Annotated in this window: 19 protein-coding genes; 8 read left to right on the top strand and 11 right to left on the bottom strand. The window is 73.2% G+C overall.

Annotated elements, in window-relative coordinates; genetic code table 11:
• The first annotated feature begins 42 nt into the window (after positions 1 to 42).
• Together FB474_RS08460 and FB474_RS08455 are read left to right on the top strand one after the other, a co-directional pair.
• Positions 43 to 1,431 (top strand): MFS transporter, encoded by a 1,389-nt coding sequence (locus FB474_RS08460; protein ID WP_141788247.1) that lies wholly within the window; start codon positions 43 to 45, stop codon positions 1,429 to 1,431.
• A 130-nt stretch (positions 1,432 to 1,561) separates the two neighbouring features.
• Positions 1,562 to 1,921, top strand: coding sequence for an RNA polymerase-binding protein RbpA (locus tag FB474_RS08455; protein ID WP_141788246.1), 360 nt, complete (start codon positions 1,562 to 1,564; stop codon positions 1,919 to 1,921).
• 149 nt (positions 1,922 to 2,070) lie between these two features.
• Here FB474_RS08455 and FB474_RS08450 read toward each other — a convergent pair whose 3' ends face one another.
• The 10 genes from FB474_RS08450 to kdd all read right to left on the bottom strand — a co-directional run bounded on the left by FB474_RS08450 (position 2,071) and on the right by kdd (position 12,588).
• Positions 2,071 to 2,538, bottom strand: a complete 468-nt coding sequence (locus FB474_RS08450) for an FxsA family protein (protein WP_246092094.1) — start codon at positions 2,536 to 2,538, stop codon at positions 2,071 to 2,073.
• A complete protein-coding gene (locus FB474_RS08445) occupies positions 2,535 to 3,347 on the bottom strand; it encodes a polyprenol monophosphomannose synthase (protein ID WP_141788244.1) in 813 nt (270 codons plus the stop codon). Before FB474_RS08445 ends, FB474_RS08450 begins: the two co-directional genes overlap by 4 nt.
• The gene (gene lnt / locus FB474_RS08440; protein WP_221632487.1) at positions 3,344 to 4,921 is read right to left on the bottom strand and encodes an apolipoprotein N-acyltransferase; all 1,578 of its coding nucleotides are present in this window, start codon (positions 4,919 to 4,921) and stop codon (positions 3,344 to 3,346) included. The genes FB474_RS08445 and lnt overlap by 4 nt, the downstream gene beginning before the upstream one ends.
• A gap of 438 nt (positions 4,922 to 5,359) precedes the next feature.
• Positions 5,360 to 5,764 (bottom strand): 3-aminobutyryl-CoA ammonia lyase, encoded by a 405-nt coding sequence (kal, locus tag FB474_RS08435; RefSeq protein WP_141788243.1) that lies wholly within the window; start codon positions 5,762 to 5,764, stop codon positions 5,360 to 5,362.
• On the bottom strand, positions 5,761 to 6,558 hold the full coding sequence (gene kamE / locus FB474_RS08430; protein ID WP_141788242.1) for a lysine 5,6-aminomutase subunit beta: 798 nt from the start codon (positions 6,556 to 6,558) through the stop codon (positions 5,761 to 5,763). Before kamE ends, kal begins: the two co-directional genes overlap by 4 nt.
• Positions 6,555 to 8,156, bottom strand: coding sequence for a lysine 5,6-aminomutase subunit alpha (gene kamD / locus FB474_RS08425; RefSeq protein WP_246092093.1), 1,602 nt, complete (start codon positions 8,154 to 8,156; stop codon positions 6,555 to 6,557). Before kamD ends, kamE begins: the two co-directional genes overlap by 4 nt.
• A gap of 86 nt (positions 8,157 to 8,242) precedes the next feature.
• Positions 8,243 to 9,223 carry a hypothetical protein gene (locus FB474_RS08420; protein ID WP_141788241.1) on the bottom strand — a complete coding sequence of 327 codons (981 nt, stop codon included), beginning with the start codon at positions 9,221 to 9,223 and terminating at the stop codon, positions 8,243 to 8,245.
• Positions 9,220 to 9,789 (bottom strand): RNA polymerase sigma factor, encoded by a 570-nt coding sequence (locus tag FB474_RS08415; protein WP_141788240.1) that lies wholly within the window; start codon positions 9,787 to 9,789, stop codon positions 9,220 to 9,222. The genes FB474_RS08420 and FB474_RS08415 overlap by 4 nt, the downstream gene beginning before the upstream one ends.
• Before the next feature lie 88 nt (positions 9,790 to 9,877).
• The gene (locus FB474_RS08410) at positions 9,878 to 11,491 is read right to left on the bottom strand and encodes an amidohydrolase (protein ID WP_342778107.1); all 1,614 of its coding nucleotides are present in this window, start codon (positions 11,489 to 11,491) and stop codon (positions 9,878 to 9,880) included.
• Positions 11,488 to 12,588 (bottom strand): L-erythro-3,5-diaminohexanoate dehydrogenase, encoded by a 1,101-nt coding sequence (gene kdd, locus FB474_RS08405; protein WP_246092092.1) that lies wholly within the window; start codon positions 12,586 to 12,588, stop codon positions 11,488 to 11,490. The genes FB474_RS08410 and kdd overlap by 4 nt, the downstream gene beginning before the upstream one ends.
• A gap of 86 nt (positions 12,589 to 12,674) precedes the next feature.
• On the opposite strand from kdd, the gene FB474_RS08400 reads away from it, so the two are divergent.
• The 5 genes from FB474_RS08400 to FB474_RS08380 all read left to right on the top strand — a co-directional run bounded on the left by FB474_RS08400 (position 12,675) and on the right by FB474_RS08380 (position 16,700).
• The gene (locus FB474_RS08400) at positions 12,675 to 14,150 is read left to right on the top strand and encodes a KamA family radical SAM protein (protein ID WP_141788239.1); all 1,476 of its coding nucleotides are present in this window, start codon (positions 12,675 to 12,677) and stop codon (positions 14,148 to 14,150) included.
• Between the two features lie 145 nt (positions 14,151 to 14,295).
• Positions 14,296 to 14,679: a VOC family protein gene (locus FB474_RS08395; protein WP_141788238.1), complete on the top strand. Its 384-nt coding sequence runs from the start codon at positions 14,296 to 14,298 to the stop codon at positions 14,677 to 14,679.
• Positions 14,680 to 14,723: 44 nt separating this feature from the next.
• Positions 14,724 to 15,215 (top strand): Cys-tRNA(Pro) deacylase, encoded by a 492-nt coding sequence (ybaK, locus tag FB474_RS08390; protein WP_141788237.1) that lies wholly within the window; start codon positions 14,724 to 14,726, stop codon positions 15,213 to 15,215.
• A gap of 156 nt (positions 15,216 to 15,371) precedes the next feature.
• Positions 15,372 to 16,346, top strand: coding sequence for a tryptophan--tRNA ligase (trpS, locus tag FB474_RS08385; RefSeq protein ID WP_141788236.1), 975 nt, complete (start codon positions 15,372 to 15,374; stop codon positions 16,344 to 16,346).
• A gap of 144 nt (positions 16,347 to 16,490) precedes the next feature.
• Entirely contained in the window at positions 16,491 to 16,700 is a 210-nt protein-coding gene (locus tag FB474_RS08380) for a hypothetical protein (RefSeq protein ID WP_141788235.1), read from the top strand.
• 6 nt (positions 16,701 to 16,706) lie between these two features.
• Here FB474_RS08380 and FB474_RS08375 read toward each other — a convergent pair whose 3' ends face one another.
• On the bottom strand, positions 16,707 to 17,159 hold the full coding sequence (locus FB474_RS08375; protein ID WP_141788234.1) for an Lrp/AsnC family transcriptional regulator: 453 nt from the start codon (positions 17,157 to 17,159) through the stop codon (positions 16,707 to 16,709).
• A gap of 65 nt (positions 17,160 to 17,224) precedes the next feature.
• Here FB474_RS08375 and FB474_RS08370 point away from each other — a divergent pair, with 65 nt between their 5' ends.
• Positions 17,225 to 18,154 (top strand): 5'-3' exonuclease, encoded by a 930-nt coding sequence (locus FB474_RS08370; protein WP_141788233.1) that lies wholly within the window; start codon positions 17,225 to 17,227, stop codon positions 18,152 to 18,154.
• Positions 18,155 to 18,164 lie beyond the last annotated feature (10 nt).

The raw sequence follows: 18,164 nt of genomic DNA, 5'->3' as shown, positions 1-18,164 counted from the left end.
CAAAGCAGGTGGCGGCGCGCCACCGCGTGAGAGCCTGCGCGCATGACGAGCGCGCTGGACTCCGGTGTCGGCCGACGGGCCCGACGCGACACCCCGCACCAACGGGCGTGGTACTGGTACGACTGGGCCAACTCGGCGTACGTCACCACCACCATGACGGTGCTGATCGGCCCCTACCTCACGTCGGTGGCCAAGGCCGCCGCCTGCCCGGGCCTGGCCGACGGGGCGTCCTGCCGGACGGACCTGGACGTGCTCGGCATACCGGTCTCCCCCGGCTCCCTGGCGCCGTACACGCTGACCGTCTCCACGCTGGTCTCCGCGGTGCTGCTGATCTTCGTCGGCGCGGTCGCCGACCGTTCCCCCCGGCCGACCCGGCTGTTCGCCGCGTTCGCGTGGGCCGGCGCGCTCGCCGGCAGCCTGCTCTTCCTCGTCGCGGGCAGCAGCTGGCAGCTCGGGGTGGTGCTGCTCATCGTCGCCAACCTGTGCCTCGGCTCCTCGCTGGTGATCTACGACTCCCTGCTGTGCCGGATCGCCGCCCCCGACGAGCGCGACCGCGTCTCCAGCCGGGGCTGGGCCCTGGGCTACGCCGGCGGTGGGCTGCTGCTGGCGCTGAACTTCGTGCTGCTCAACGTGCACGACGCCCTCGGCCTGAGCCAGGGCATGGCGGTGCGGGTCAGCCTGCTCTCCGCCGGCCTGTGGTGGGGGGTCTTCACGCTCATCCCGGTGCTGGGGCTGCGCGACGTCCACGGCACGACGGCTGCCCCCGTCGAGAAGCAGGCCGGGGTCGTCGGCGGCAGCGTGCGGCAGCTGGCGCGCACGTTCGCCGAGCTGCGCCGCTACCCGCAGACGCTGCTGTTCCTGCTCGCCTACCTGTTCTTCAACGACGGCATCCAGACCGTCATCGGCAGCTCCAGCCTCTACGGCATCGAGGAGCTGAAGTTCGCCCAGAGCACCGTGCTGGGCGTGTTCCTGCTCGTGCAGTTCGTCGCCTTCGGCGGGGCGCTGCTCTTCGGCCGGCTGGCCCGTTCCTACGGGGCGTGGCGGGTCGTCCTGACCAGCCTGGGCGTGTGGACCCTCGTGGTCACCGTCGCCTTCTTCGTGCCCGCGGGGGCCCTGGGCGCCTTCGTGGCGCTCGCCGTCCTCATCGGCATCGTCCTCGGTGGCAGCCAGGCCCTGTCGCGATCGCTGTACAGCCAGCTGATCCCCCGCGGCCGGGAGGCGGAGTTCTTCAGCCTCTACCAGGCGATGGAGCGCGGCACGAGCTGGTTCGGCACGTTCGTGTTCGGCCTGGTGCACCAGCTCACCGACTCCTACCGCTGGGCGATCGTGGCGCTGATCGTCTTCTTCGTGCTCGGTGGGGTGCTGCTCTCGCGGGTGCGCATGGCCGAAGGCATCCGGGAGGCGGGCAACGAGCTGCCCGCCGTGGTGTGACTCACAGTCCCCGCACAACTTCGGATCCGGGCCGCTGAGCAGGAACATTGCGCCCGGTCCCGGCGTTGGAGCAGGTGATTCCCCCACGCACCACCTGTGCTGGCGAGCAACACGTTGGGAGACCTCCGACATGGCCGAACGATCACTGCGCGGTACCCGTCTGGGCGCCCTGAGCATGGAGACCGACGAGAACGTCGTGCCCAGCGAGCGCCAGCTCGTGAAGTACGTCTGCCCTCAGGGCCACGTCAGCGAGCTGCCCTTCTCGATCGAGGCGGACGTGCCGCCGAGCTGGGAGTGCCGCTGCGGCCTCGACGCCAAGCTGGTCGACGGCCCCGAGCCCGAGGCCAAGGCGGTCAAGCCGGCGCGCACCCACTGGGACATGCTGCTCGAGCGCCGCTCCATCCCCGAGCTGGAGGAGCTGCTGCAGGAGCGCCTCGCCCTGCTGCGCGAGTCCCGCGGCGAGAAGCCGCGCCGCAAGCGCTCCGCCTGACCTGAGCACCCCGCCGTCGACGACGGCCACGGTCTGACCCCACGCCACCCCCTCCGGCGTGGGGTCTGTGCTGTCCGCACCGGTTGGCTGCCGCGGTCCCGGGTCGGCGGACGCGCCGCTCCCTGCCGGTATGCCGTGCCGGTGGCCGGCTAGAGGACCTCACCCTCGATGGTGTCGCCGCCGGCGCCGCCCGCTCCCCCGGGTCCGCCCCAGCCGCGCAGCAGCCGGGCAGCCACCGCCCGCTCCATCAGCCGGCGCGCCACCGGCCGGGTGACCGGCAGGACGAAGAAGAAGCCCGCGATGTCGGTCAGGAAGCCCGGGGTGAGCAGCAGGGTGCCGCCGACGAGGACCAGGGCCGCGTCGGTCAGCTCGCGGGAGGGCATCCGACCGGTCTGCAGCGCCACCCGCAGCGCCTGCCACGTCTTGGAGCCCTCCCGGCGCACCAGCCACGCCCCGAGGGCTGACTCCACGAGCAGCAGGAAGAAGGTCTGCCATCCGCCGATGGCCTTGCCCACGGCCACGATCACCGAGATCTCGGCGATCGGCACGACGACCAGCAGGACGAAGACGACGGTCAGCCAGCGCGGTCGGCGTCGCCGTGGCGGCTGGGTGGTCACTGCGACAGGCGGTGCCAGGTCGGCTCGCGTCGGGTCAGGGCCCGCAGCTGCCCGGCACGGTAGGTCGCACCCCATGCGGTGATGCGGCGCATCGACTCGCGCACGATGTCCTTGCTCATCTTGGAGTCACCGATCTCGCGCTCGACGAAGGTGATCGGCACCTCCCGCACGGTGAGCCCGCGACGCACGGCGCGCCATACGAGGTCGACCTGGAAGCAGTAGCCCTGGGAGGCGACGTCGTGCAGGTCCATGAGCCGCAGCGCGGCGGCGCGGTAGACGCGGTAGCCGCCGGTGGCGTCGCCGACCGGCATGCCCAGCAGCGCCTTGATGTAGATGTTGCCGCCCACGCTGAGCGCCTTGCGCGACAGCGGCCAGTTGACCACGGCGCCGCCGGGCACCCACCGGGAGCCGAGGACCACGTCGGCGCCGCGGAGCGCCTCCAGCAGCGAGGGCAGCTGCTCGGGCTGGTGCGAGCCGTCGGCGTCCATCTCCACGAGGGCGTCGTAGCCCTGCTCCAGCGCCCAGGCGAAGCCGGCCAGGTAGGCGGCGCCGAGGCCCTCCTTGCCCTGGCGGTGCAGCACCCTGACGTGCTCGTCGACCGCGGCCAGCCCGTCGGCGACCTCGCCGGTGCCGTCGGGTGAGTTGTCGTCCAGCACCAGCACGTCGGCCTCGGGCACCGCAGTCCGCACCCGCGCGACGATGCGCGGCAGGTTCTCCCGCTCGTTGTACGTCGGGATGAGCACGACGACCCGGCCGATCGGGCCGCGGTCGGGGGAAGCGTCCGCGGTGCGGGGCGCAGGGTGGGTCATGTCCGTCCTTCACTGGTGGTGCGATCGCCCCGACTGTACCGGCGCAGCCCGTGGCGTCCGCGGGCGATCAGCAACAACACCACGACGGCGCAGGCGAGCAGCTCCGGCCACGCGCCGACCCGGTCGGCGAGGGTCAGGCCCGAGCGCACCGGCAGGGCGCCGGAGAGCAGGGCCGCGGTGAACAGCGTGGTGCGCTGGTGCGCGACGCCGTCAGGGGTGATCAGCGCGCTCACGCCGACCGTGGAGACGTGCACCACCGAGCGTCCGTGCTCGACCGCGCGCACCCGGGAGATGGCCAGCTGCTGCTCGGACTCGTCGGTGTAGCCGAACGTGGCGTTGTTGGTCTGCACCAGCAACAGGTTGGCGCCATGGGCCACCGTCTCGCGCACGAGCCCGTCGTAGGCGACCTCGAAGCAGATCACCGGTCCGGCGGCCAGCGTCCCCGCCGTGCGGGAGGGCACCCGGAACACCGCGGGGGCCGGCCCGGGGGCCATGTCGCTGCGGACGAGGTCGACCTTGTCGTTGAGGTGGCGGAAGAAGGAGCGATAGGGGATGTACTCCGCGAACGGCACCGGGTGCTGCTTGACGTAGCGCTGGGTCACCCCAACACCCGGGCGGTAGAGCAGGCTGGCGTTGGAGATCCGGGGGCTCGGCTCCTCCAGCACCGCGCCGACGACCACCGGGGCCGCGATGTCGTCCACGGCGGCGTTGATCACCGCCGCGGCGTCACCGTTGCGCAGCGGGTCGATGTCGCTGGAGTTCTCCGGCCACACGACCAGGTCCGGGTGCTCCTTGGCACCGGCGTGGACGGACGCGGCCGCGGCGTGGGTGACGGTGGCGTGGTTGTCCAGCACCCTTCGCCGTTCGGCGTTGAACTCCAGGCCCGCCCGGGGGACGTTGCCCTGCACCGCCATCACCGGGGCGCGGGGCCCGTCGACCGGGGTGGGCACCAGGGCCGGGGCCAGGGTCAGGGCCACGGCACCCGCGAGCGCGGGCAGGGCGCCGAGCCACCCCGAGACGGGTATGCCGCGTCCAGGGCCCTCCCAGCGCAGCCGCGCGACCGCGACCGCCAGCAGCCCGCCGGCGAGCGCCGTCCCGAACGTCACCGCGGGAGCACCGGCGAGGGCGGCCAGGTGCAGCAGCGGGGAGTCGGCCTGGCTGAAGGCCAGTCTCCCCCAAGGGAACCCGCCGAACGGGGTGGCCGAGCGCAGCGCCTCCTGGGCGACCCAGAGCAGGGCCACGACGACCGGGCGCACCGGTGCCCGGCCGGTGAGGGTGCGCGGGCTCTGCAGGAGGCCGGAGGCGGCACCCAGCAGCGCGACGTACAGCGCCTCGAGGACGCTCAGGGCCACCCAGGGGACGGCGCCGACGTAGATGCCGGACCAGGACAGCAGCGGCAGGAAGCAGGCCAGCCCGGCGACGAGGCCGACCACGGCGCCGCGGGCCGGGCCCGCCCCACGGGTCGCGAGCGCGAGCAGCGCCACGCCGACCGGCGCCAGCGGCCACAGGTCATGGGAGGGGAAGGCCAGCCACAGGCCCAGGCCGGCGAACAGGGCGAGGGCGTAGCGGTGCACGCGGCACACGGTAGGCCACGCACCCGGGAGACACGGAAGGACCCGCGATGCCGTTGGGACCAGCGCCGACCCGGCAGGCTGCCGGAGCGGGCTGTTGTCTACTAAGCACGCGGGTCCTTCCGTCGTCCGCCTCCACCCCTCCGGGTGGGCACTGGGCGTACACAGCGCCGTGGGTCTGGAATGCGTGGCGGCTGCGCGCGCAAGCCGCCAGGGGCCCCGTCAGCTGTCTCCTACCCCGTCCCCCTGGTGATGCAGATCCGTGTCGGACAACCCCACGGAATCTACCCAGTCCTCGGGTGCTGTCAACCCCCTGTTCACCTGCGAAAACGCCTGTTGTCGCAGGTCGGCGCTCTGGGCGAATCCGCAGTGTTGACAAGGATTTGGGGATGTTCCCGGCGTGTCGCACGGGACACGCCGGGGACACCGCGGACCGCGGCCTCAGCCGGCGGGCGGGACGACCACGACACCGCGGGCGGTGGTGGCCACGATGGGCTCGGCGAAGGCGTCCGCGGCGGACTCGCCGCGCTCCGGGTTGCCCCGGGCGACGACCCGCACGGCGAAGCTCATCTCCCGGCTGCGGGTGCCCACCCGCTCGAGCCGGGCCTCGATCTCGATGCAGTCGCCGGCGCGCACCGGGGCGAGGAACTGCACGTCGCTGTAGGAGGCGAACAGGCCCTCGTCGCCGTCGGTGCGGATGCACAGCTCCGTGGCGACGTCGCCGAACGCGGCCAGGGAGTAGGCGCCGTCGACGAGGTTGCCCGCGTAGTGCGCGTGGCTGTAGGGCACGTAGCGCCGGTGGGTGACCGTCGTACCGACGTGCTCGGGCGTGGCGCGGGGGCTCATCGGGCGTGCTCCTTCTTCTCGGCCAGCATGTGCACGAGGTAGGACGCCACCTCGCCGGGCGTCGTGCCCTTGCCGAAGATGTGGTCGACGCCGAGCTTGCCGGCCGAGCCCTCCTCGAAGCGCGGGCCACCGGCGACGAGCAGCGGCACCTTGCCGGCCGGGTAGGCCTCGCGGAACGCCGCCGACATCGTCGTCGTGTTGTGGATGTGGGCGTCCTTCTGAGTGACCACCTGGCTGACGAGGACGGCATCGGCCTTCTCCGTCTTCGCCCGGGCCACGAGGTCGGGCACGAGCACCTGGGCGCCGAGGTTCACGACCTTGATCTCCCGGTAGTACTCCAGGCCCTTCTCCCCCGCGAACCCCTTGATGTTGAGGATCGCGTCGATGCCCACGGTGTGGGCGTCGGTGCCGATGCAGGCCCCGACCACGACGAGCTTGCGGCGCAGCCGGGACTTGATCGCGGCGTTGACCTCCTTGGCCGACAGCAGCGGGTACTCCCGCTCCACGACCTTGACCTCACGCAGGTCGACGAGGTGGTTGACGCTGCCGTAGACCACGAAGAACGTGAAGTCCGGCCCCATCGCCTTGGCGTGCACCAGCAGCGCCGGCTCGATGCCCATCTTCTTCGCCAGCTGCAGCGCCGCGCCTTCGGCCCGCTTGTCGTGCGGGATGGGCAGGGTGAAGGACACCTGCACCATGCCGTCGCCGGTGGTGTCGCCGTAGGGGCGGATCAGGTCCGGAGCCTGGGTATCGCGGGTGGTCGCCTCCGCGGCGGCGCTCACTGCCGTGCTCACTTGGCCGACTCCTTCTGCTCCAGAAGGGTGATCGCGGGGTTGTCGTAGCCGTCCGCGCGCTTGACGACGCCGTCCAGGCCCTTGCCGGCGTCGGCGGGGCGCTTCATCAGGCCGAACGTGCCGTCGGCGATGGCCGACAGCAGCGGCGGGTCGCCGGCCGCGTCGGAGTCGTGGACGATCCGCTCGAGCAGGTCGATCGCCTCGGAGAGGACCTGCCGGGCGCGGGTCTGGATGAAGCCGTCGCGCGGCGGGTGGAAGTCCTCGGTCAGCCCGCCCGCGGCGTTCATGACGTAGCGGACGTTCTGCAGCGCCAGGTCGCGGTCGGACAGGAACGGGGTGACCACGGCCTCGGTCATCATGCCGACCAGCAGGATGCCCTGGCCGGTCATCGCGCCGACGAGGTTGAAGAACCCGTCGAGCAGGTAGCCGCGGAAGACGTCGCCGGTCATGTGCTTGGTCGGCGGCATCCACTTCAGCGGCGCGTTGGGGAAGAGCTGGCGGGCGAGCATGGCGTGGGCCAGCTCCATCCGGAAGCTGTCGGGCAGGTCGGGGTTGATCTCGAACGCGTGGCCCAGGCCGAGCTGCCAGTCCTGCAGCCCCGCCTCCTTGGCGAAGTACTCGTTGAGCAGCTGGCTGACCGTGACGGTGTGCGCGGCCTCGACCGCGTCGGCAGTGGTCAGGTAGTTGTCCTCGCCGGTGTTGATGATGATCCCCGCCCGGGCGTGGATCTGGCGCGAGAACCGTTGGTCCACAAAGGTCCTGATCGGGTTGATGTCGCGGAAGAGGATGCCGTACATCGAGTCGTTGAGCATCATGTCGAGCCGCTCGAGGCCGGCCAGCGTGGCGATCTCGGGCATGCACAGGCCGGAGGCGTAGTTGGTCAGCCGGATGTAGCGGCCGAGCTCCTTGCTCGTCTCGTCGAGGGCGGCCCGCATGAGCCGGAAGTTCTCCTGGGTGGCGTAGGTGCCGGCGTACCCCTCGCGGGTGGCGCCCTCGGGCACGTAGTCCAGCAGGGACTGCCCGGTGGAGCGGATCACCGCGATGACGTCGGCGCCCTCGCGCGCGGCGGCCTGCGCCTGCGGGATGTCCTCGTAGATGTCGCCGGTGGCCACGATGAGGTAGATCCACGGCCGCTGCTTGGGGTCGCCGTGCCGCTTGACGAGCCGGTCGCGGGTGGCGCGGTTCCTGTCGATGCGGGTCATCCCCGGCTTGACCGTGCGCATCGCCAGTGACTTCGCGGCCGTGAGGTCGCGGCCCTCCGGCAGACGGAACGACACCGAGCCGGCGGCGGCCTTCTGGGCCAGGGTCAGCAGGTCGGGGGCCTCGCCACGGCGCAGGGCGTCGAAGACCGGTGTGGTGACCCCGTGCTCGAGTCCGACCTCGTCACGCACCCGGGAGACCAGGTGGTTGACCCACGGGACGCGTTCGTGGTCGGCGCCGGCCAGGCCCGCCAGGCGCAGCACCGCGCGCTCGACAGAGACCGTCGTGTGCGTGCGGGCCATCTTCACGACCGGCGCGCCGGCCTTGCGGGCCAGGGAACGGGCCTTGCGGACGACGGTTGGGTCGAGCTCGAGCAGGGGGTTCACGCGGGAAGACACCCCGCGAGAGTAGCAACACGAGCAGAGGATTTCCGGCCACGGTCACTCGGGGCCGGAAATCCTCTGCCTCGCTGTGCTGGCCCGGCTCAGTCGCCGTTGACCGACTCCGTGGTGTCCGTGCTCGGCGGATCGGTCTTGGCCCTGGCGCGGACCTCGGCCGGGACCGCGTCCACCACGGTGGGCAGGGCCGTGACCTCGGTGCGGTTCCCGCCGTCGGTCTCCCCGAGGTACTGAGCGGTCCGCTCGTCGAAGTAGACCCCGTCGACGTAGGCGCCGCGATACTCCAGCTTCACCGCCGCCTTGCCGGCGAACTGCACCCGGGACGTCGTCACCTGCGGCAGGCTGCCGAGCAGCCGGATGAGGGCTGCGTTGAGCCTGGGCGGGGTGGTGCCGGCGACGAAACGGTCGGAGCAGTCCTCGAAGATCGACTGGCTCGGGTCGAGGGCGTTCGGGCCGTCGCTGCGAATGTGGGCGTCGAAGAAGGCACGCAAGGCGGTCGCGTCGGTCGGCCACTGCTCGTAGTCGGACGGCTGAGTGCCCATGAACGGGTCGGGCCCGAGCTTGCTCGCGGGGGCACGGGAGTAGGACGTCCCTACCGGGGCCGTCCGCGACACGGCCCGCAGCCACGTCGTGCCTTGGGCGTCGACCCAGCTCTCCGACGTCGAGTCGACGGCCGGAGTCTGGGCGTCACGGTGGTCCTGCCTGAACGTCACGACCTGGTGGAGGTACTGCCCTGGGCCGATCTCGAGGGTGGGGGCCTGAGCCGCCGCGGTCGCGAGCGCCTCGATGGCCTGGGCCTTGGGCATGGCGGCCTGCGGGGTCAGGACGGCAGAGGCCGCCAGCACCCCGAGCGCGGCGACGGCCGCGGCGACACCCGTGGCCGCCCAGCGCCGGGTGGCGCGACGGACCGGCAGGCTGCGCATCGCGACGGCACCGGGTCCGGCGACGCGCTGCCGCACGCCGGCCAGGACGCTTTCGGCTCGGGTGGGCGTCCACGCCTCGTGGAGCCGCTCGTCGCTGGGGCGGGCGGCGGTGAGGACGTCGTACGGGTCACGGGCGGTGGTCATGAGAGCTCCTCGACGAGTCGGGCGGCGCGCGCCGGCTCCCCCGCCGGCACGCTGGTCCAGGTGGTGGTCTCTTCGGCGGCGTAGGCGGCACGCAGGCGCGTGCGGGCCCGGTGGAGGCGGACGGTGAAGGCGCGCACCGAGCAGTCAGCGACGGCGGCGCCCTCGGCGGGCGACAGGCCGTCCCAGGCCGTCAGCAGCAGCGCCTCCCGCTCGGCCCGGGTGCACCCCGCGAGCGCCCGCAGGACCAGGTCGCGTTCGTGCACCGTCTCCTCGGCCGAGGCGCTCGCCGCGGTCCACCCCTCCCGGACCGCGGCGAACCACACCTGGTCGGCGCGCCGTGAGGTGCGCCGCTGGTTGGCGATGACGTTGCGGGCCACGACCAGCAGCCACGGCAGTGGCGGGTCGGGCACGGCGTGGGGTCGGCGCCAGGCGACGAGGAAGGTCTCGGAGACGACGTCGTCGCAGTGGGCCTCCTCGACGTGCCGCCGGGCGTAGGCGTGGACCCGGGCCGCGTGGGCGCGGAACAGCTCGGTGAGCCGGGTGTCGGCGTCAGGTGGTGAGTTCACACCCCTGTATGTCCGCCCGCGGCCCCCGATCACGCCCACGCCCGAAGTGTGCCCCTCGGGGCGCGCGCCTGCTCTGCGAAGAGCCGGCTCAGGCGGGGGTGAGGGCTCCGGCGTCGAAGACGGTGCGGCCGCGGATGACGGTCCGCAGGGTCACCGGCAGGTCGGCTCCCGGGCTGAGGTCGGGCAGGCCGGGCGTGCCGGAGCGGGGGTCGGTGCTCCAGGTCTGGATCCGGTCGTCCGGCGCCTGGACGACGAGGTCACCCACCGACCAGATCGCGAAGCTGGCCGGCTGGCCCAGGTCGAGGTAGCCCCGGTCGTCGACGCCACCGGCGCGCCACCCGCCGCGGGTGTGGGCCAGGAACGCGGAGCGGGCGGAGATGCGCTGCTCGGGGTTGTGGTGGTTGACGCAGGCGCGGATCGCCTCCCACGGCGCGAACGGCGTGACCGGGGTGTCCGAGCCCAGCGCCAGGGACATCCCCGCGGCGGCCATCGAGGCGACCGGGTTCATGGCGAGGGCACGCTCGGCACCCAGCCGGGCGGCATACATGCCGGCCTCGCCGCCCCAGGCGGCGTCGAAGGCGGGCTGGACGCTGCCGTGGACGCCGAGGTCGACCAGGGCGGCGATGGCGTCCGCGTCGGGCATCTCCAGGTGTTCGAGCCGGTGCCGGGCGCGGCGCACCACGTCGGCCCCGACCCGGTCGGCGGCGGCGCGCAGCCCCGCCACGACGGTCTCGACGGCGGCGTCACCGATGACGTGGAAGCCGGCCTGGACCCCGGCGAGGCTGCAGGCGCTGACGTGGTCGCGGACCTGCTCGACGCTGAGGTAGGCGCAGCCGTGGGTGTCCTCGTCGGCGTAGGGACGGCGGACCCGGGCGGTGCGCGAGCCGACCGAGCCGTCGGCGCACAGGTCACCGGCCAGGCCGCGGGCACCGTGCCGGGCGACCAGGTCGCGCGCCGCCTGCTCGTCCTCGACCAGCTCGCCCCAGTAGGCCATCACCTGCGGGCCGTCGCCGCGGTCCCCGGCGGCGATGACGGTGGCCAGGTCCTCGGCGCTGCTCAGGTGCGGTGCGCCGTGCTCGTGCACCAGCCCGATGCCCGCCTCCGCGGCGGCCTTCAGGGCCAGGTCGACGTGGCGGCTCCGGTCGGCCGCGGTGATGCCGGCGTGGAACGCCTCCCGGGCCAGGTGGTGCGCCTCGCGCAGGACCAGGCCGCTCTCGTGCCACCCGTCGCGGCCCCGAGCGCCGCTGGCCACGGCCAGGGCCGAGGAGACCACGGCGGAGTGGGCGTCGATGCGCGGCATGTAGACCACGCCGCCGTAGGAGGCCCGGTCCAGCTCGGCGCTGGTGGCGGCGCGCCCCTCGGGCCAGGCCCGCTCGTCCCAGGAGTGGGCGTAGACGGGGCGGCCCTGCCGGGCGCGGGCTGCGGTCTCGATGCGGGACAGCGCCTCGGCCAGGGACAGCGCGTCGGAGAGGTCGACGCCCTCCAGCGACAGGCCGGTCATCGAGGTGTGCACGTGGGCGTCGACGAAGGTCGGGGTGACCAGGGCGCCGTCGAGGTCGACCACCTCGTCGACGGCGTCGGCGTGACCGGCGGCCGCCTCCTCACCGCCGATCCACGCGATCTCGTGGCCGGTGACGACCATGGCGGTGGCGAACGGGTCGACGGGGCTGTAGACGAAGCCCCCACGGTAGAGAGTGCTCACGGGGTCACAGTCTGCTCGTGCGCCAGGCGTCCCTCGAACAGGGCCCGCACCGCGGCGTTGCCGCGCAGCAGCGACAGGGCGTAGTCGGCGTGCCCGGGGACGTAGCCGTTGCCGACCAGCATCCGCACGTCGGCGGCCAGGCCCTCGGCGCCGAGCGCGGCGGCGGCGAAGTTGGTGGCCATGGAGAAGAAGATCACCGTGCCACCCTGGGCGGTCGACAGGATCGCCGGCTGCTCGCAGCCGGGCACGTCGACGCAGACCACGGTGATGTCAGCCGGCCCCCCGGCGGCCTCGACCGCGCCGGACAGGCCCAGCGGCGAGCGCGCGTCGGCGATGACCACCTCGTCGGCCAGGCCGGTGCCGCGCAGCTGCTCGGCCTCGGCCTCGAACGGCACGACCGCGACCCGTCGGCCGGCCCCGGCGTCGGCGGCGGCCGCCAGGGACAGCGAGCCGGACTTGCCGGCGCCGCCGAGGACCAGGACCGAGGGGATCTGCCCGCGGTCGGTGTACTCGCGCACCACGCGGGCGACCAGGGCCGGTGCCCCGCACACGTCCATGACCATCAGGGCCAGCTCGGGGTCGAGGTCGGCGGGCAGCTTCGCCGCGATGGAGCGGCCGAACAGGATCGCGTGGCCCTGGGCCTGGACCCGCTCGGAGCGGCCGTCCCAGCGGGCGAGCCCGTCGGTGAGGGCCAGCGGGGTGAGCGAGAGGGAGACCAGGGTGGCCACGCGGTCGCCGGGGACGAGGCCGAGGGGGCTGTCCGGGCCGACCTCCTCAACGGTGCCGATGAGCATGCCCCCGGAGCCGGTGACGGGGTTCTGCATCTTGCCGCGGGTGCCGACGATGTCGAGGACCGCGGCGCGCACCGCCTCGCCGTCGACCTCCCCGGCCGGCGTGCGGTGGGCCTCGGCGAGCTGGCGGTAGGAGGCGGCGTCGAGGTTGAGCGTCTCGACGGCGATGCGCACCTCGTCGGGCCAGACCTGCGGCGTGGCGTCGAGGCGCTGGGCCGCCTGCGGCAGGGTGATCCGCTCCCCCGCCGGCTCCAGCACCCGGTGCAGGCCGACCGGCGAGCTCGGGGTGGTGCGCACGTGGTTCACAGCGGGTCCTCCATCAGCGGCGTCGGGAAACAGATCTTGCGGTGAGCCTTGCGGTTCACCGCAAGTTCTCCCGTATCCTGCCAGTCATGAGCGCGAAGATCGAGCAGCCCTACGCCTACCGCCGTCGTGAGCTGGTGGAGCCCGACTGGACCCGCCTGCCCGGCTGGAAGGACGTCACGGCCGCCGAGTGGGCCAGCGCCCAGTGGCAGCGCGCGCACTGCGTGAAGAACATCAAGCAGCTGCGCGAGCTCATGGGCGACCTGCTCACCGAGGTGTTCTACCTCGACCTCGAGCGCGACCAGGCCGAGCGCGCCACCATGTCGATGCTCGTGCCGCCGCAGATGATGAACACGATGGTCCCCTCGACCGACGGCGCCATGCCCGCGGCGGGCGCCGAGTTCACCGCCGCGTTCTACGCCGACCCGGTCCGGCGCTACATGCTCCCGGTGTTCAGCGACCGGCGCACCGACTGGCCCTCGCACCCCTACTCCTCGCGCGACTCGCTGCACGAGCACGACATGTGGGTGGCCGAGGGGCTGACCCACCGCTACCCGACCAAGGTGCTCGCCGAGCTGCTGCCGACCTGCCCGCAGTACTGCGGCCACTGCACGCGCATGGACCTCGTCGGCAACTCCACGCCGACCGTGGCCAAGCTGAAGTTCGACCTCAAGCCGGTCGACCGCTACGCCGCGATGCTGGCGTACCTGGGCAACACCCCCTCGGTGCGCGACGTCGTCGTCTCCGGTGGCGACGTGGCCAACATGCCGTGGAAGAACCTCGAGGCCTTCCTGGACCGGCTGCTGGAGATCGACAACATCCGCGACATCCGCCTGGCGACCAAGGCACTCATGGGCCTGCCGCAGCACTGGCTGTCCGACGACGTCGTCGAGGGCGTGGGCCGGGTGGCCCGCAAGGCCCGCGAGCGCGGGGTGTCCCTGGCGATCCACACCCACGTCAACACCGCCCAGTCCGTCACCCCGGCGGTGGCTGCCGCGACCAAGGCGATGCTCGACGCCGGTGTGCGCGACGTGCGCAACCAGGGCGTGCTCATGCGGGGCGTCAACGACAGCACGGAGGCCCTGCTGGACCTGTGCTTCGCCCTGCTCGACGGCGCCTCGATCACGCCGTACTACTTCTACATGTGCGACATGATCCCGTTCAGCGAGCACTGGCGGATGTCGCTGGCCGAGGCCCAGCACCTGCAGCACTCGATGATGGGCTACCTGCCCGGCTTCGCCACCCCGCGCATCGTGTGCGACGTGCCGTTCGTCGGCAAGCGCTGGGTGCACCAGGTCGACTCCTACGACACCGAGCGCGGCATGTCGTACTGGCGCAAGAACTACCGCACCTCGATCGAGGGCGCGGACACCGAGGCCCTCTCGCGCGAGTTCGTCTACTACGACCCGATCTACACCCTGCCCGAGGCCGGACAGCAGTGGTGGGCCCAGCACGGCGGGCACGAGGAGGCCCACGCGGCCGCCGTCGAGCAGGCCCGAGCCTCCCGCGAGGCCGCCGAGGCCCAGGCGCTCGACCCGGTGCCCAGCCACTCGGTCCACGCCTGAGGCCCCCGCGCGGGCCCACCCGCGCCCACCCCGGTATGCCGTGCCCCTCACCGTGAGGGGCACGGCATACCCGTTCCCGGGGCCGGTGGCGCCCTACGGTGGAGGTGAGAACGGGCCACCCGGGCCCGGTGGGGAGGACCTAGCCATGGACCTGAGCAGCTGTGCGGTGGCGACGCAGGTCGCCGTCTCCGACGAGCAGCGGGCGGTCGCCTTCTACGAGGGCGTCCTGGGGCTGACACGCGGACCGGGGGCGCACGAGGGCAGCTGGGCCTACCCGTGCGGTGCCGGGACGGTGCTGCACGTGTACGTGGCGCCGGCCCACGCGGGCACGGCCACCGGCACGGTGGCGCGCTTCGACGTCGAGGACGTCGCCCGGGCTGTGGAGGAGCTCTCGGCCCGAGGGGTGACCTTCGAGCGGTACGACGTGCCCGTGGCGACCGACGAGCGCGGCATCCATGACTCCGGCTACGGCAAGGTCGCCTGGTTCACCGACCCCGACGGCAACACCTTCGCGCTCGAGCAGGTCTGAGGGTCGCCACTGCCCGGTGACCACGCGTGGCTAGGGTCGGGCGCATGGGCAAGGCGAAGCACGGCAGCACAGGGACGCCGGCGACGGTCGCGCTGACCCGGGCCGGGGTGGCGTTCGAGGCGCGCAGCTACGAGCACGACCCGACCGCACCCTCCTACGGCCTGGAGGCGGCCGAGGCGCTCGGCGTGCCGCCGGAGCGCGTGTTCAAGACGCTGCTGGTGCAGGGCGAGAGCGGCCTGGCCGTCGGGATCGTGCCCGTCGACCGACAGCTCGACCTCAAGGCCGTGGCGGCGGCGCTGGGCACCAAGAAGGTCGCCATGGCCGACCCGGCGGACGCCGAGCGCAGCACCGGCTACGTCGTCGGCGGGATCAGCCCGATCGGCCAGAGGCGGGCGCTGCCCACCGTGCTGGACGACAGCGCCCTGGCCCACGCGACCGTGCTGGTCTCCGGTGGGCGGCGCGGGCTGGACCTCGAGCTCGCCCCGGCCGACCTCGTCGCGGTGACAGGCGCGACAACCGCCGCGATCGCCCGCTAGCCTCGCCCCATGACATCCGTGCGCCAGACCTGGTGGGCCGCCTGAGGGCGGACCCGTCCAGCGCACGCGCACACACACCAGGGCCGCCTCGACGAGGCGGCCCTGTCGTGTCCCCGGCCCCGTCGACGCACCCACCCTCGACGAAAGGCCACGACCATGACCACCGTCTCCGGCATCACCCCCTCGGGCCGGCTCACCCTGGGCAACCACCTGGGTGCCCTGCGCCGCTTCGCCGACGACCCCGAGGGGTTCTACTTCGTCGCCGACCTGCACGCCATGACCATGCCCCACGACGGCTCTCGCCTGCGGGAACTGACCCGGGAGACCGCGATGCTCATGCTCGCGGCCGGGGTGCGGCCCGGGCGGGTCTTCCTGCAGTCCGAGGTCCCGGCCCACGCCCAGCTGGCCTACCTGCTGGAGTGCACGGCCAGCGTCGGCGAGCTGTCCCGGATGATCCAGTTCAAGGAGAAGAGCGCCCGCACCGGGGACCGGTCCGTCCGCGCCTCGCTGTTCACCTACCCGTGCCTGATGGCGGCGGACATCCTGCTGTACGGCGCGCGCACCGTGCCCGTGGGCGGCGACCAGGACCAACACGTCGAGCTCACCCGCGACCTGGCCGTCCGGTTCAACCGGGAGCACGGTGAGGTGTTCGTCGTGCCCGAGCTGCACCGGGCGGCGCTCGCGGCCCGGGTCGCCGACCTGGCCGACCCCACCCGCAAGATGAGCAAGTCCGCGCCCGATGCCGCCATGGGCGTGGTCCGCATGCTCGACACCCCGGAGGTCGTCCGCCGCAAGGTGATGCGTGCGGTCACCGACACCGACGGCACGGTGCGTCACGACCCGGTGGCCAAGCCGGGAGTGAGCAACCTGCTGGAGCTGCTGGCCGCCTGCACCGGCGGGGAGCCGGCGGCGCTCGCGGCCGGCTACACGTCCTACGGCGCACTCAAGGCCGACGTCGCCGACGCGGTCGTCGCCAGCCTTGAGCCGGTGCAGCAGCGGTACGCCGCGCTGGTCGCCGACCCCGCCGCGGTGCGGGAGGCGCTCGACCTCGGGGCGTGCCGGGCCCGGGACCGCGCCGAGCCCCGGCTCGCGGCGGCGATGGCGGCCGTCGGGCTGGGCCACGTCGCCTGACCCGACCCCTTTGCGCAGGTTGGTGCCGCTGGACGGCCGGTTTCCGGCGAGTCCAGCGGCACTGTCTTGCGCAAAGGCACGTTGACGCGGTCCGGGGGCGGTCCTACCGTCGAAAGGTCGTCCTGACGGCGAACGGAGCACCCCATGAGCCTGCCGACCCCTCCCCCGCTGGCACCGGTGCCCGACACGCTGCCCGCGCACACGGCATACGGCGTGGACGGGGTGGCGCACCACCACGGGCCGGGCTGCTACTGGGACCTGGCCCAGTGCGGCTGGCACTGTGCGCCCGCGGCCGTGACGACGCCGCCGGCGCCGGGCCCGGTCATCGACCCGGGCTGTCCCGACGTGGCCTGAGCCGGGTCAGCCCCGGCGCTCGGGCGGCACGGGGCGGCCCTCCCACGGCGTGGACAGCACGACGGTGGTGCGGGTGGACACGTTCGCCGCCGCCCGGACCCGGGCCAGCAGGTCCTCCAGGTCACCCGGCGAGCCGACCCGCGCCTTGAGGATGTAGCTCTCCACCCCGGCCACCGAGTGGCACGCCTCGAGGTCGCCGAGCCCGGTGAGGCGCTCCGGCACGTCGTCCGGCGCCGCGGGGTCCAGCGGGGAGACCGAGATGAACGCGGTCAGCGGCAGGCCGAGCGCGTCGTGGTCGACGATGGCCCGGTAGCCGCGGATGACCCCCCTCTCCTCCAGCCGGCGCACCCGCTGGTGCACCGCCGAGGTCGACAGACCCGTCGCCCTGCCCAGGTCGGTGTAGCTCATCCGGCCATCGACGCTCAGCAGCTCGATGATCTGTCGGTCCAGGTCCTCCACGCCGCAAGGGTACGGGCCCGCGGGGCGCGGTGGCGCCAGGATGCCCGGGTGCGACGATGTGGCCCATGACCGAGCGACTCATGCTGCTGGACTCCGCGAGCCTGTACTTCCGGGCGTTCTACGGCGTGCCGGACCGGCGCCGCACCCCGCAGGAGCCGCCGACCAACGCGGTGCGGGGGTTCCTGGACATGATCGCCACGCTGGTCACCACGCACGCCCCGACCCACCTGGTGGCCTGCTGGGACAACGACTGGCGCCCGGCGTTCCGGGTGGCGGCCATCCCGACGTACAAGACGCACCGGCTCGCCAGCGGCAGCGACGCCGTGGAGGACACCCCGGAGGACCTGGTGCCGCAGGTGCCGGTCATCCGGGACGCGTTGCAGGCGTTGGGGATCGCGCGGGTCGGCGCCGACGGCTACGAGGCCGACGACGTCATCGGCACGCTGACCCACCTGGCCGGCGGCCGGATGCCCGTCGACGTGGTCACCGGCGACCGCGACCTGTTCCAGCTCGTCGACGACGCCGCCGGCGTGCGGGTCCTCTACACGGCCCGCGGCGGGGTGCGCGACGCCGACGTGGTCACCCAGGACTTCCTCCAGGCCAAGTACGCCGTGGCGACCGGTGCGGCGTACGCCGACATGGCCACACTGCGCGGGGACAGCAGCGACGGGCTGCCCGGCGTGCAGGGCATCGGGGAGAAGACCGCGGCCACCCTCATCGCCCGGTACGGCGACCTGGCCGGCGTGCGCCGTGCCCTCGCCGAGGGCGACCCCCAGCTCAAGGGTGCGCAGCGGACCCGCCTGGAGGCCGCCAGCGACTACCTCGACGCGGCGCCAACCGTGGTGCAGGTGGCCCGGGACGCGCCCGTCGGCGACGTGGACGGCGTGCTGCCCGGTGCGGTCGCCGACCCGGTGCTGATGTCGCGGCTGGCCGCCGACTTCGGCCTGGCCGGCTCGTTCAACCGGGTGATGGCCGCGTTCGGCATCGACGGCTGAGCGCCGCCAC

This window comes from Oryzihumus leptocrescens (genome assembly GCF_006716205.1).
Taxonomy (GTDB): domain Bacteria; phylum Actinomycetota; class Actinomycetes; order Actinomycetales; family Dermatophilaceae; genus Oryzihumus; species Oryzihumus leptocrescens.
This window is presented reverse-complemented; position numbering and strand designations above follow the sequence as displayed.